Genomic DNA, 12,815 nt, shown 5'->3' with positions numbered 1-12,815 from the left:
CGGATGCCGAACGCAGCCGCGCCGCCGTGCTCGACGCGGCGGTGCGGCTGCTCGCCGAGCGGCCAGACGCCGGCATGGCCGCGATCGCCGCCGCGGCCGGTGTCACCCGCCAGACCGTCTACGCGCACTTCGGCACCCGCGGCGTGCTTCTGGAAGCTGCGGCCGACCGCATCACGGGCGAGGCCATGGCGGCGATGGACGCGGCGGGGCTCGACGAGGGCCCCGCGCTGGGGGCACTGCTACGGCTCCAGGAGATCGGGTGGCGCCTGTTCGAGCAGAACCCCGTGTTGCTTCACCTCGGCCAAGCTCCCGTGGACGGCGTGGCGGACCGGGAGCGACACGAGCCCGTCGCGGAGCGACTGACACGGTTGATCGAGAAGGGGCAGGCAGCGGGGGAGTTCGATCCTGCCCCGCCCGCCGGCTGGTTGGCGGCCGCGGTGACGGCCCTGGGGCACGCCGCCGGTGATGAGGTCGGCGCGGGTCGGATGACCGTGGCCGAGGCGGCCGAATGCCTGCGTGCCGCGACGCTGGGTGTGCTCGGAGGTGCACCCGGCGGGCGCCCTAACTGAGTGCCTCTCGGTAGGAGGTCTCGGCGCTCCATGACTCGAGGTCGTCGTCGATCTCGATGGTGATGGGGGCGACATCCGTACCGCGTATCTCGGAGCCGGAGACCTCACCGAACTGCTGCGGCCGGCCTCCTGCCTCACCGCCGAACGCCGCAACGACCCACACCGGGCATGGGTCCTTTCGATGGGGACCAGTTGGTGGGAACAGCGCGCTCAACCGACCGGAGCGCACCTCGACTCGGTCGAGGTGCGCTTCGTGGGGCGGGGCTGCCGGCGCCCGCTCAGTCCCGCTGTGTCGTGGAGAGTCCGCTCGGCCGTCGCCTCGGGCCTGTCGAGGGGCGACCGTGCAGCGGGTGAGGTCAGGGCTTCGGGACGGTGTTGATGTAGTCGGTGCCGGTGCTGTGGAAGCCGTCCACCGTCTTCTGGACGTCCTTCTGGGAGACGGCCTCGTCGGCCTTGTAGTAGACCCAGTCGACCTTCATGTCCCAGATGCGCGGGCCGCCGGTGAAGGGGAGGTCTATGAGCCAGTTGCTGAAGTGGATGTCCATCTGCTCGCGCGGGACGTACTTGCCGGAGCTGGTGAACAGCTTCTTGCCGTCCAGGGAGTAGGTGACCTTTCCGTCCATGGCGGTGATCACCATGGTGTGCCAGCCCCCGAGGCGCCGCTTGAGGGTCTTGTGGATCCGGTCCGGCGGGTCGGCCTTGTACCAGCTGACGTTGTCGAGCTGCGGACCCACCGAACCCCAGCCGCCGTTCGGCAGGTACTCGAAGTCGAGTTCGCTGTAGTTCTCCGAGGAGTCCGAGGGGGAGATCGGGAAGAAGGTCTGGACGACGTGGTCGCCGTCGCGTCCGCTCGTGGGCTTGTCGCTGAGGTGGACCCGGGCGGCGAAGGTTCCCGTGAAGAAGTTCCGGCTCGTGGTCTGAACCTCGGCCTGCGCGGTGCCCTGTTCGGTGCCGTCGGTGGAGGAGCGCAGTCGCAGGACCTTGCCCCCCTCGGCCGTCGGGTCGGAGGGGAAGGCGACGCCGTCGGCGCTCCAGGTGTCCTTGATCCCCGGGCCGCCCCCGCCGGTACGGATCTCCCAGCCGTGCGCGGCGAGGGAAGGGTCGTCGGCGCCGGTGTAGTTGAAGTCGTCGAACAGGGTTCCCGGCGGTCCGGTGGGCGCCGGCGAGGCGTCCTGCGCGGGCCCGCCGGCGTGGGCGCCCCCGCCGGCCGCGGGGTCGGCGGAACACGCGGCGAGTGCGCACAGGAGGACGGGCAGCGTGAGCGCCGTCCACGTGCGGCGACGAGAGGGGCGGCGGGGCTGGCTCACGCAGGCTCCTTGGGGCGGGGGCACGTCTGGGCACGCCCCTTGCAGGGGGGCGAACGCTGATCACATGAATGGAGGCGTCATCCTAGCGAAGGGTTTCGGCCACTCCGCCGCGTGTGCCCGACCGGCCGTTCATGGGTCCCGACCCGCGCGTCGACATACCGATCCGGTTACGACACTCGATCGGATCATGTCAAAAGCGGATATCACGCACCAATCGATCAGGGTCATCCGCTGCGGTCGGCTCTACGCTTCAGCCGTCTACCTCCCTGCACAAAAAGGCCACACGAGATGCGCCAAGTCTCCACATCCTTCGGGCCTGCGCCGGCATACCCGGCACAGCCCAGCGTGGCCGAATCACGCCACGGAGAGCCTGTCCCGGCACCCGTGTTCGTCGACCAGTCGGGTCTGCGCAGCCGTCTGTTCCGGCGCTTCGGCTGGCCGGTCTCCGTGGTCGGCGCGATCCTGGCGGCCGCCATGGGCGGCAGCCTGATCGGTATGCAGTCGGACGCCCCGGCGATGGAGATTCCGCCGAAGCCCTCGTACTTGCCTCCCAGGGGACCCCTGCCTCCCTCGTTGCTCTAGAGGGCGCGGCCCGCGACACCCCACCCGAAAAGTTCGGCCGTCACGCCGAACGTCGCGACATTCCACGGCATACCGCGACCATCGTGCCGCCCCCAGCAACGCCTGCGGGCAAGCCGAGCGTGCCTGATCGTCCGCACCACCCATCTCCAGGAGCGCCCTTGTCCCGCCACCAGCGTCGTCGGCAGTCCCTGCTGAGACCGCGCCGACTGGCTGCGCCGCCGCTGCGCTTCTTCATGCCGCTGTCCCTGCTGGCCTGCCTGCTCGCGCTCCTCGTCCTACGCGGCCTCGCCACCAACGAGGCCTTCCACGACGACCGGATCGCGACCTCGGTCGACAAGACGACGGTGCCGGAGAACCTGCTCAAGGGCGGCCCGATCATCGACGCGCGCGGCGACAGGAACGAGCGCCCGGTGAGCTACCGGGTCCCCGACCGCACCGTGGTCCTGAGCTTCGACGACGGCCCCTCACCGGAGTGGACCCCGAAGATCCTGGACGTGCTCGCGGCCCACGACGTCCACGCGGTCTTCTTCGTGACCGGCGCGATGACCACGCGCCACCCGGAGCTGATCCGGCAGATCGTCGCGGGCGGCCACGAGATCGGTGTGCACACCTTCACCCACCCCGATCTGGTGTACCAGTCCGAAGCCCGGATCAGCTGGGAGCTGGCGCAGACGCAGCTGGCGCTGGCCGGCGTCGCGGGCGTCCACAGCGCGCTGTTCCGCCCCCCGTACTCCTCCGACGCCTCGGCGCTCGACAACTGGAACTACCCGGTGATCAAGTACGTGGGCTCCCACGGCTACCTCACCGCGTTCATCGACCGCGACACCGACGACTGGAAGCGTCCCGGCGTCGACGCGATCGTCGAGGCGGCGATGCCGCGCAAGCCCGGCGCGGGCGAGCTGGTCCTGCTGCACGACGCGGGTGGTGACCGTAGCGAGACCCTCGCCGCGCTCGAGCAGATCATCGTGAAGCTGCAGGGCGAGGGGTACCGCTTCGCCACCGTCTCCGAGGCGCTCGGCGCCACCGACGCCACCGTGCCGGTGCACGGCTACAAGCTGTGGGCGGGCAGGTGCTTCATCTGGGCCAGCCAGGCCGCCGTGTTCACCCTGCCGGTGCTGGTCGCGCTGCTGGCTGTCGTCGGCTTCCTCAACTTCGGCCGGTTCGCGCTGATGCTGGTCCTCGCGCCGCTCCACGCCCGGCGCTCCCGGCGGCGGAACGCGTGGGGATCACCCGTCACCGAGCCGGTCACCGTCCTCGTCCCGGCCTACAACGAACGCGAGTGCATCGCGAACACCCTCAACTCGCTGGCAGTCAGTGACTATCCGATCGAGGTCATCGTCATCGACGACGGCTCCACCGACGGCACGGCGGACATCGTCGAGGCGATGGCCCTGCCGTTCGTCCGGCTGATCCGCAAGGCCAACGGCGGCAAGTCCTCCGCGCTCAACACAGGTATCGCGGCCGCGTCGCACGACATCATCGTGATGATGGACGGCGACACCGTCTTCGAGCCGTCCACCGTGCGCGAGCTGGTCCAGCCGTTCGGCGACCGGGGGATCGGCGCGGTCGCGGGCAACGCCAAGGTCGGCAACCGCGACAGCCTGATCGGCGCCTGGCAGCACATCGAGTACGTCCTCGGTCACAACCTGGACCGCCGGATGTACGACATGCTCAATGTCATTCCGACGATCCCCGGAGCGGTCGGCGCCTTCCGCAAGGAGGCCCTGCGGCGGGTCGGCGGGATGAGCGACGACACCCTCGCCGAGGACACCGACATCACCATGGCGGTGCTCTGCGACGGCTGGCGGATCGTCTACGCCGAGCGCGCCCGCGCGTGGACCGAGGCCCCCGCCAGCATCCAGCAGCTCTGGTCCCAGCGGTACCGCTGGAGCTACGGCAGCATGCAGGCGATGTGGAAGCACCGGCGCGCCGTGATCTCCCGGGGTCCGGCCGGGCGCTTCGGCCGGATCGGGCTGCCCCTCGTCGTGCTGTTCGGCGTGGTCGCCCCGCTGCTCGCGCCGCTGGTCGACATGTTCCTGCTGTACGGCGTGCTGTTCGCGGACGCCCCGATCACTCTCGCCAGCTGGGGCGGCTTCATCCTGCTCCAGGCCGTGCTGTCCTGGTACGCCTTCCGGCTCGACGGCGAGAAGCCCCTGCATCTGATCAGCCTGCCGATCCAGCAACTGGTCTACCGGCAGCTGATGTACATCGTCCTGTTGCAGTCCACGATCACGGCGCTGACCGGTGGCCGACTGCGCTGGCAGAAGCTCCGGCGCACCGGCGAGGTCGCCGTGCCGGTGGAGGCCTGATCATGACCGCATCGTTCGAGTTCGGGGGAACCCAGGACACCCTCCGGCTGCGCGTACCCGCCGCTCTGCGAGGGGAACCGAGGCAGGAGCCGGAGACGGACCCCACGGCACCGTCCAGGGCCAAGGGCGGCCGAGACCGCTATTTCGACCTGCTGCGCGCCCTGGCGCTGGTTCGCGTGGTGTTCTACCACAACTTCGGCTGGTTCTGGCTGCCCGTCGTCTTCCCGTCCATGGGCGTGATGTTCGCGCTGGCCGGGGCGCTGATGGCCCGTTCGCTCAGCCGGCCCGCCCTCGGCGTCGTCCGGGGCCGCCTGCGCCGACTGCTGCCGCCGATGTGGCTGTTCGGCGCGGTCATCCTCACCCTCGAGATCGTCGACGGCTGGGGGCCCGAGGCCGAGGGGCACCCCGACTGGTGGTGGGGCAAGCTGCTGTTCTGGCTCGTGCCGCTGAGCACTCCGCCGTACGCGGAATCGCTGAACGGCTTCGACCATCTCGTGGGGCAGGGCTGGGCGGTGCAGGTCGTCGTCCCGCTCTGGTACCTCCGCGCGTACCTCTGGTACGTCCTGCTCTCCCCGTTGCTGCTCTGGGCGTTGCGGCGGATGCCGGTGGTGACGCTGTCCGTACCGCTCGCGGTGACGATCGTGCTGCACACGTTCTTCATCGACCAGGAGTTCCTCTACGGCCGGGTCTGGGAGAACCTCAGCGACTTCGCCATGTTCGGCTCCTGCTGGGTCCTCGGCATGGCTCACCAGGAGGGTCTGCTCAAGAAGATCCCGCAGTACGTCGTGCCGTCCGTCGCGCCGCTGATCATGGTGGCCGGCTGGTGGTACCTGCAGACCCGGCCGGTCGATCCGACCGTGCCGACCGACATCGAGAGCTGGCCGATAGCCCAGGCCCTGTGGTCCTTCGGCTTCGTCGCCATCCTGCTCCACGTCAGCCCCTCGTGGGAGCAGTGGCCCCGAAGACTGGAACGCTGGAACGGCCTGATCAGCCTGCTCAACGCACGCGCTGTCAGCGTCTACCTCTGGCACCAGGTCGCGTTGGTGGCCGCCATCCCGCTGATCGACCCCCTCTGGTCCGTCGGCTTCTTCTACGAGCACTTCCGGTGGCTGCTGAGCAGCCAGTGGTTCCCGCTGATCGTGGCGATCCCGCTGACCGGACTGCTGGTGCTGACCTTCGGCTGGGTCGAGGACGTGGCCGCGAAGCGCTCTCCGCGGCTCTTCCCGTACCCGCGCCGCGTGCGCGGCAGGCGCCGGGCCGGTGCCTGACGCGGGCCGTCCGATCCGCGGAAGTGCCGGGACGGCAGTGACTCGCGCCCCCGATTCCGGCAGGCGTCGAGCTCGGGACGCGGTCCGTGGGCGGGCGGTGTGGTGCGTGGATCCGGCGTACTCCGCGCGGTGCCGGTCATGGCCGCCGTGACTCCCGTACGGCTCTACAGGGCGCCGAAGTCCGGGATGGTCAGGGAGCCGTCTTCGGCCAGGGGGAAGCCCGGGTTGTGGGCGATCTCCCACAGATGGCCGTCGGGGTCGGCGAAGCACCCCGCGTAGCCGCCGTACGCCGTTGCCTCGGCCGGCTTCGTGACGGTCCCGCCGGCCTGCTGGGCCGCGGCCAGGAGCGCGTCCACGTCCTTCGGCGCGTTCGTGTTGTGCGCCAGGACGATGCCGCCGAAGCCCGTCCCGTGGCCGTTGTCGAGTCCGCAGTCGCGTGCGAGCTTGTCGCGGCTCCACAGGACGAGCCCGAGGCCACCTGCCTGGAAGAAGACGGTCTCCTCGACCTCTTGGCCCCGCCAGCCCAGGCTCTCGTAGAACGCCCGGGAACGTCCGAGGTCGGCGACGCCCAGGGTGATCAGACTGACGCGCTGTTCCATGATCGGAAGCTAGCACGCGGTCCGGCGGATCCCGCGAACCTCGCGCGCTAGGACTTGCCGAAGATCAGCTCGAGTTGGGCGTCCAGGGTGGCGACGGCCTCCGCCTCGCTGAACTGGTGCGAGAGCAGTTGCATGCCGAGACCGTCGACGAGTGCGAGCAGGGCCGTCGCCGCCCGTTCGGGGGAGTCGCCCCCGGCCCCGGCCGCCCGTATCCGGTCCGCCAGGAACGTACGCATCTCGGCGGCGGAGTCTCGCAGTCCCGCACCGATCGACGGCTTCACCGTGGCGTACGCGAGGAAGGCGAGCGAGACATGGCCCTCGAGCCGGCGGGTGTCGTCCAGGGGCAGGATCTGCAGGAGCAGGGCGCGGACGAGGTCGCGGGGGGATTCCGGCAGCGCCTCCGCCATGGAGCGTTCACGGACCCGGTCCATCACCATGCCGAAGGCGAACGACATCATCTCGTCCTTGGTGCGGAAGTAGTGCTGCACCATCCCCGTCGAGACCCCGGCCTCGGCCGCCACGTGCCGCAGGCTCACGGCTTCCAGGCCGCGCATGGCGGCGAGCCGCATCAGTGCGTCGGCGAGCAGCTCCCGGCGTTCACGGTGGTCGACCTTGCGAGGCATGCACGCACTTTACATTGCACCTGTATCGTCTACCTTATCCATTGCAGTCGTATTGGAAAAGGGGATCGGCATGGACATCGAGGTGGAGGATGGGGGCAGCGTGCTCGTGCTCCCCCTGGCGGCCGTCGAGGACGGGCAGCGGGACCTGGTGGGCGGGAAGGCCGCCGGTCTCGCCGCGCTGATCGCCCTGGGCGAGCGCGTGCCGGACGGCTTCTGTGTCACGACCGAGGCGCACCGCAGCGGCGAGGTGCCGCGGGCCGAGGTGCTCGCGGCGTACGACCGGATCGGCGGCGGGCCGGTCGCGGTCCGCTCCAGCGCCACCGCCGAAGACCTGCCGTACGCCAGCTTCGCCGGCCAGCAGGACACCCATCTCGGCGTCACGGGCGCCGACGCGCTGATCGACGCCATCCGGGGCTGCTGGGACTCGCTGCACTCCGAGCGCGCGATCGCCTACCGGGAGGCCAACGGGATCGCCCATGACTCGGCGCGGATGGCGGTCGTCGTACAGCCCATGGTCGACGCCGAGGTCGCGGGCGTGCTGTTCACCGCCAACCCTCTTACCGGCTCGCGCGCCGAGTCCGTCGTGGACGCCGCGCCCGGTCTCGGCACCGCGGTCGTGGACGGCACGGTGGACGCCGATCACTACGTCCTCGGCGGCGAGCGGATCGAGGAGCGCGGCTGCCTCACCCCGGCCCGCCTGCGGGAGCTGCGCGAGGTGGGCGAGCGCGTCGCGGCCGGGCTCGGCGCGCCCCAGGACGTCGAGTGGGCCTACGACCATGACGGCGTGCTGTGGCTGCTCCAGTCGCGGCCCGTCACCACGCTCTTCCCGGCGCCGCCGCCCAGCGACAGACCCGGCCCCCGGATCTACGTCGAGTTCGGCCATGTCCAGGGCATGCTCCAGCCCGCCACACCCATGGGAATGTCCACGCTGAAGTCGATGCTGGCGGGCATGTTCGCCGCCTTCGGCCTCACGGTCGAGGTCGTCGACATCGGCGGCCGGCTCTACGGCGACCTGACCGACGCGATGCGCGACCCGTCGACACGGCAGCGCCTGGTGAAGATGATGGCGGTGGACTTCGGACCGCGCGCCCAGAGGGTCGTCGAACACCTCCTGGACGACCCGCGGTTCGCCCCCCGGAAGAATGCCAGGCGACGCGGCGCGGCCGCGCTGAAGAGCGGTCCGAAGGCGGCTGTCGGGATTCTCGGCGCGCTGGCCCGCCCGGCGGTGGCGCGAGCGCGCGTCTTCGGCGAGATCGAGCGCCTGCGGCAGCAGCCGGTCACCGACCCGGCCTCGGCCGCGGAGCTCCTCGAACTGGTCGAGGAGGACGCGGAGCCGGGTATGCGATCCGACGCGATCATCTGGCCGGTCGTCAGCGGACTCGTCGTCTCCGCGGCCCTTCCGCCGTTGCTCAAGGGGGTCGCGAGCGAGGACGAGATCCGCACGGTGCTCGGCGGCATGCCGTACAACGTCACGATCGAGATGGATCTCGCCCTGTGGCAGATGGCCCGGCGCGCCGAGCCGTACCGCGAGATGCTCCTCGACACCCCACCGCAGGAGCTCGCTTCGGCCCACCGCGCGGGCGAGCTGCCGGAGTTCGGCCTGGGGGCGTTCCTCGACCAGTACGGTACGAGGTCCGCCGCCGAGGTCGACGTCGGCGTCCCGCGCTGGTCGGAGAACCCCGCGCCCGTGTTCGCGATGCTCGCCAACTGCCTGCGGGTCACCGACCCCGAGCAGGCCCCGGACCTGCGGTTCCGGCGCGCCGCGCACAAGGCCGAGGAGATGCTCGCCGAACTCACGCGCAGGGCACGCCGCAAGCATGCCCTCCGCGGCCGGCTCGCCGCCTTCTTCCTGCGCCGCTCCCGGGAGTTGACCGGGCTGCGCGAGGCGGGCAAGTTCGCCGGGCTCTACCCGCTGCGTGACCGGCGTCGACGCCTCCTCCTGATCGGCGCCGAACTGCGGGCGAAGGGGCTGGTCGAGCGCGCCGAGGACGTCATGTTCCTCACGCTGCCCGAGCTCCGTGGGGCCGTGCAGGACGGTGACGACCGGCGCGAGACGATCGCGCTCCGGCGCTCGGAGTACGAGAGGGAGCTGCACCGCCGGACCGTTCCGGTGGCCCTGCTCTCCGACGGTACGGACGTGGAGACGTTGCTGCCGGCGCCGCAGTCCGACGGTCGCACACTCCTGGGCATGGGCGCGGCCTCCGGACGCGTCACGGGACGGGCCCGCGTGGTCCGTGACCCGGCGAGCGCGACGGTCGAACCGGGCGAGATCCTCGTCGCGCCGACGACCGATCCGGGCTGGACCCCGCTCTTCCTCACCGCGGGCGCGCTCGTCACCGAGACCGGCGCGGTGATGGCCCACGGGCCGACGGTGGCGCGGGAGTACGGCATCCCCGCGGTCATCTGCGTCCCGGGCGCCACGCGGCACATCCGTACCGGGCAGCTGATCACGGTCGACGGCGCGGCGGGCACGGTCACCTTCGAGTAGCCGCCGGCGCGAACGGCGGGGCTGAGCCGGGGGTGTCGGGCCGTGCGGTCGGTGGGCGCCCTCGGCGCGTGCTAGCGCGGTCCGGCCTCAGCGGCGCCCTCGGCGCGTGCTCGCGCGGAGGGCGCCCACTGCGCGCGAGCACGCGCGGCCGCTAAGCGGCGCCCGTCGGCGCATCGTGCCCTGCCGTCAGCCAGGCACCGACCCCCGGGAGAGCGTCCGGCCCGCTGTCGCCCTCCACCGTCGCGACGAGGTCGGCGATGGTGGTCCCCGCGAGCGATGCCCTCCACGCGGCTTCCGCCGCTCCCATCGCCCGGGCGATGGGACAGGCCTTCGTGCACTTCTCCGGTGGGGTCGCCAGTGGCCCCCGTTGGCGGATCTCGGTGCAGACGAACGCCGGCTCGGGCCCGTCGACGGCCTGCACGACGTCGAGCAGGGTGATCTCGGCGGCCTGCCTGGTCAGCACGTACCCGCCGGTCTTGCCCTGCACGGATCGCACCAGACCCGCCCGCGACAGGGCCTGCATCTGCTTGGCGAGATAGCTCGGCGACACGTCGTGCAGCTCCGCCAGCCGGGCCGCGGGCACCGGTCGGCTCGCCGCTGTCAGGACCACACAGCAGTGGAGCGCCCACTCCACGCCACCGGACAGTTTCATGTCGCCTCCCCATCCTCCCCGTTTGACTCGGACACATGATATCCGAGTATCATCTCGGACATCGGGTATCCGAGTTTGCGTCCCGGGGCCGTCACCGGCCCACGAAGGAAGGCACACCATGAAGATCACCGTCATCGGCGGCACCGGCCTCATCGGCTCCCAGGTCGTCGCCATGCTCCGGAAGGCCGGCCACGACGTGGTCCCGGCCTCCCCGTCCACGGGCGTCGACCTGCTCACCGGCGCCGGTCTGGACGACGCACTCGCCGGCGCCCGCACGGTCGTCAACGTGACCAACTCCCCGACCTTCGACGACCGGTCCGCCGACTTCTTCCGCACCACCGTGAGCACCCTGCTCCGTGCGGGTGAGCAGGCCGGGGTGCGCCACCAGGTCGCGCTCTCGATCGTCGGCGTGGACCAGGTCCCCGAGCTGGACTACTACCGCGCGAAGGTGCTCCAGGAGGACCTGCTGCGCGAGGGCCCCACGCCGTATTCGATCGTCCGCGCCACCCAGTTCTTCGAGTTCATGGACGCCGTGCTCTCCTGGACCTCGGCCGACGGCGTCGTCCGCCTCCCCGCCACCCCGCTCCAGCCGATCGCGTCGGCGGACGTGGCCGCCACCCTCGCCGAGGTCGCCACGGGGGCGCCGCTCGACGGCACGCTCGACGTCGCCGGACCGGACGTCCTCGCGCTGGACGAGATCGGCCGGATCACCCTGGCCGCGCGCGGTGACGACAGCCGCGTCGTCACCGACGACCAGGCGGGCATGTTCGCCGCCGTCCGCGGCGACGTCCTCACCGCGGGTGCCGGTGCCCGCCGGGCCCCCACGCACTACCGCGACTGGCTGGCCGCCACCCTCACGCGCTGATCGGGACGGGCCCCGGGGCCGCGGCCGCAGGCGAAGACGGGTTCGCCAGCGCTCAGGCGCAGATCCGAAGAGGAGGGCACAGGAGCGGCCTCCGCGAGCCGGTCCAGGCGCTACGCGGAGGCTCTGCCCCGGCCCGTCGAACCGCCGTTCGTCGGCGGGTACGCCGGGCGCTCCGGTATCGACGGGGAGCCATGGGGCGAGGGCAGGGGCGGGAGGGACGGCTCGTGCAGCCAGGCGGTGAGCAGGTCGTCCACGGGCTCGTCCGCGTAGCGGGCCACGTGCGCGGTGAAGCCGGCGGTCGTCACCACGCCGTTGCGGTGCACGGTGGCCCAGTCGCGCAGCATCCGGAAGAAGGCCCCGTCACCCAGGGCGCAACGGATCGCGTGCACGGTGAGACCACCGCGCTCGTACAGGCGGTCGTCGAACATCAGCTTGCGTCCGGGGTCGGCGAGCTTCAGGTCCTGCGGCAGCGCGGCCAGCATCCGGTGGGCGACTCCCGCGAGGTCGTGGGCCGTGCGGCCGCCGGAGCGCTCCGACCAGAGCCACTCGGCGTACTTCGCCAGACCCTCGTTCAGCCAGATGTGCCGCCAGTCGGCGATGGTCACGCTGTTTCCGAACCACTGGTGCGCCAGCTCGTGGGCGACGAGGCGCTCGGAACCGCGCGCGCCGTCGACATGGTTGGCGCCGAAGAGGGAGAGACCCTGCGCTTCCACGGGGACGTCCAGTTCCTCGTCGGCGACGACCACCGCGTACTCGCCGAACGGATAGGGACCGAACAGCTCCTCGAACAGCTGCATCATGGCGGGCTGCCGGGCGAAGTCACGCGAGAAGCGCGGCAGGAGATGCGCCGGTACATGGGCGCTCTGCGGCACACCACCGAGCCCCGGGTCCCCGAGCAGCACCGTCTGGTACATGCCGATGGAGAGGCCGACCAGATAGCTGGAGGTGGGCGCCGACTGCTCGTACACCCACGTGGTCGTGCTGGCCCTGGTCGTACGGGTGAGCAGCCGGCCGCCCGCCACCACGGTGTACGCGGAGGGCGTGTTGACCGAGATCTGGTACGAGGCCTTGTCGGCGGGCCGGTCGTTGCACGGGTACCAGGAGGGCGCGCCGACGGGCTGGCTGGCCACCAGCGCGCCGTCGGTCAGCTCCTCCCAGCCGAGCCCGCCCCACGGGCTGCGGACCGGCTTCGGATTGCCCGCGTAGTGCACCTCCACCGTGAAGGCGGCGCCCGCGGTCAGCGGCTTGGCCGGCCGGACCCGGAGCTTGCCGCCGCGGTGGGTGTAGTGCGGCGCCCGGCCGTTCACGAGGATCCGGCCGACCTTGAACTCGGCCAGGTTCAGATGGAACTCGGTGAGCGGCGCCCGTCCCACTATGGCGCTGAGCCGGGCCGTCCCGGCGAGCCGGTTGGGGCCGGGACGGTACTCCAGAGCGAGTTCGTACCGATGCACGCGGTAGCGGGAGTCGCCGTGCTCAGGAAAGTACGGGTCCGATGCCGATGTCCGCTGGCCGCTCACTGCCGCTCCCGCTCCCTGCCCTGTGCTGTGCCGTGC

At 71.2% G+C, this 12,815-nt stretch carries 12 protein-coding genes; 6 read left to right on the top strand and 6 right to left on the bottom strand.

Annotated features, from left to right (window positions below; translation table 11 throughout):
* Positions 1 to 26 precede the first annotated feature (26 nt).
* A complete protein-coding gene (locus ACFY8U_RS03400) occupies positions 27 to 569 on the top strand; it encodes a TetR/AcrR family transcriptional regulator (protein ID WP_389565013.1) in 543 nt (180 codons plus the stop codon).
* On the opposite strand, the gene ACFY8U_RS03395 is transcribed toward ACFY8U_RS03400, so the two are convergent.
* Both ACFY8U_RS03395 and ACFY8U_RS03390 read right to left on the bottom strand, forming a co-directional pair.
* Positions 562 to 732 (bottom strand): hypothetical protein, encoded by a 171-nt coding sequence (locus tag ACFY8U_RS03395; protein WP_389565010.1) that lies wholly within the window; start codon positions 730 to 732, stop codon positions 562 to 564. The two genes, ACFY8U_RS03400 and ACFY8U_RS03395, sit on opposite strands and share 8 nt — an antisense overlap.
* A gap of 193 nt (positions 733 to 925) precedes the next feature.
* The gene (locus ACFY8U_RS03390) at positions 926 to 1,876 is read right to left on the bottom strand and encodes a glycoside hydrolase family 16 protein (RefSeq protein ID WP_389565007.1); all 951 of its coding nucleotides are present in this window, start codon (positions 1,874 to 1,876) and stop codon (positions 926 to 928) included.
* A gap of 384 nt (positions 1,877 to 2,260) precedes the next feature.
* On the opposite strand from ACFY8U_RS03390, the gene ACFY8U_RS03385 reads away from it, so the two are divergent.
* From ACFY8U_RS03385 to ACFY8U_RS03375, 3 genes are all read left to right on the top strand, one after another.
* Positions 2,261 to 2,458 (top strand): hypothetical protein, encoded by a 198-nt coding sequence (locus ACFY8U_RS03385; protein ID WP_361594932.1) that lies wholly within the window; start codon positions 2,261 to 2,263, stop codon positions 2,456 to 2,458.
* 158 nt (positions 2,459 to 2,616) lie between these two features.
* Positions 2,617 to 4,767 (top strand): bifunctional polysaccharide deacetylase/glycosyltransferase family 2 protein, encoded by a 2,151-nt coding sequence (locus ACFY8U_RS03380; RefSeq protein ID WP_389565004.1) that lies wholly within the window; start codon positions 2,617 to 2,619, stop codon positions 4,765 to 4,767.
* A gap of 2 nt (positions 4,768 to 4,769) precedes the next feature.
* Positions 4,770 to 6,035, top strand: coding sequence for an acyltransferase (locus ACFY8U_RS03375; protein WP_389565001.1), 1,266 nt, complete (start codon positions 4,770 to 4,772; stop codon positions 6,033 to 6,035).
* A 164-nt stretch (positions 6,036 to 6,199) separates the two neighbouring features.
* Here ACFY8U_RS03375 and ACFY8U_RS03370 read toward each other — a convergent pair whose 3' ends face one another.
* Both ACFY8U_RS03370 and ACFY8U_RS03365 read right to left on the bottom strand, forming a co-directional pair.
* Positions 6,200 to 6,634: a VOC family protein gene (locus tag ACFY8U_RS03370; protein WP_389564998.1), complete on the bottom strand. Its 435-nt coding sequence runs from the start codon at positions 6,632 to 6,634 to the stop codon at positions 6,200 to 6,202.
* A 47-nt stretch (positions 6,635 to 6,681) separates the two neighbouring features.
* Positions 6,682 to 7,257 carry a TetR family transcriptional regulator C-terminal domain-containing protein gene (locus ACFY8U_RS03365; RefSeq protein WP_361757137.1) on the bottom strand — a complete coding sequence of 192 codons (576 nt, stop codon included), beginning with the start codon at positions 7,255 to 7,257 and terminating at the stop codon, positions 6,682 to 6,684.
* A gap of 70 nt (positions 7,258 to 7,327) precedes the next feature.
* On the opposite strand from ACFY8U_RS03365, the gene ACFY8U_RS03360 reads away from it, so the two are divergent.
* A complete protein-coding gene (locus ACFY8U_RS03360) occupies positions 7,328 to 9,745 on the top strand; it encodes a PEP/pyruvate-binding domain-containing protein (RefSeq protein ID WP_389564995.1) in 2,418 nt (805 codons plus the stop codon).
* Positions 9,746 to 9,896: 151 nt separating this feature from the next.
* Here ACFY8U_RS03360 and ACFY8U_RS03355 read toward each other — a convergent pair whose 3' ends face one another.
* Positions 9,897 to 10,397: an RrF2 family transcriptional regulator gene (locus tag ACFY8U_RS03355; RefSeq protein WP_389564992.1), complete on the bottom strand. Its 501-nt coding sequence runs from the start codon at positions 10,395 to 10,397 to the stop codon at positions 9,897 to 9,899.
* Between the two features lie 118 nt (positions 10,398 to 10,515).
* Between ACFY8U_RS03355 and ACFY8U_RS03350 the strand changes: the two genes are divergently transcribed.
* Entirely contained in the window at positions 10,516 to 11,262 is a 747-nt protein-coding gene (locus ACFY8U_RS03350; protein WP_389564990.1) for an SDR family oxidoreductase, read from the top strand.
* 110 nt (positions 11,263 to 11,372) lie between these two features.
* Here the strand turns inward: ACFY8U_RS03350 and ACFY8U_RS03345 are convergent, their stop codons facing one another.
* Positions 11,373 to 12,779 carry a M1 family metallopeptidase gene (locus ACFY8U_RS03345; protein ID WP_389564982.1) on the bottom strand — a complete coding sequence of 469 codons (1,407 nt, stop codon included), beginning with the start codon at positions 12,777 to 12,779 and terminating at the stop codon, positions 11,373 to 11,375.
* Positions 12,780 to 12,815: the final 36 nt, after the last annotated feature.

The sequence above is a fragment of the Streptomyces sp. NPDC012508 genome, assembly GCF_042902595.1.
Lineage (GTDB): Bacteria > Actinomycetota > Actinomycetes > Streptomycetales > Streptomycetaceae > Streptomyces.
Note: the sequence above shows the minus strand (reverse complement) of the source record. Positions and strands in the feature narration are given on the sequence as shown.